Here is a 345-nt window from a genome sequence, read left to right on the forward strand (position 1 = left end):
CCGGTCAGCTCGGTGGGCATGAAGATCTTCGTGGCGTTGCCGTCGGCAATGGCCTTCAGGCTCTCCACGTAGCGCACGGCAATGTAGGAGTAGGTGTCCTCGGCATGCAACTGCTCGAGCACGTTGGCCACGGCCTGGGCCTCGCCCTCGGAGGCCAGCACGCGCTGCTGCTTCTCGGCGTCGGCCACCTCGCGGATGGCCTGGGCCTTGCCTTCGGCCTCCTGGATGGAGGACTGCTTCACGCCCTCGGCCTTCTCGATGGCCGCCTGGCGCTCGCCCTCGGCCTCCAGGATGACGGCGCGCTTTTCACGCTCGGCCTTCATTTGGCGATGCATGGCCTGGGTC

Annotated in this window: 1 protein-coding gene; it reads right to left on the reverse strand. The window is 67.2% G+C overall.

Features of this window, described 5'->3' with window-relative positions; translation table 11 throughout:
* Window positions 1-345 (reverse strand): SPFH domain-containing protein (locus PZH32_RS11900; RefSeq protein WP_428994042.1); only part of this gene is annotated, 345 nt, incomplete at both ends.

Source organism: Adlercreutzia equolifaciens (assembly GCF_029076695.1).
GTDB classification, from domain to species: Bacteria; Actinomycetota; Coriobacteriia; order Coriobacteriales; family Eggerthellaceae; genus Adlercreutzia; species Adlercreutzia equolifaciens_A.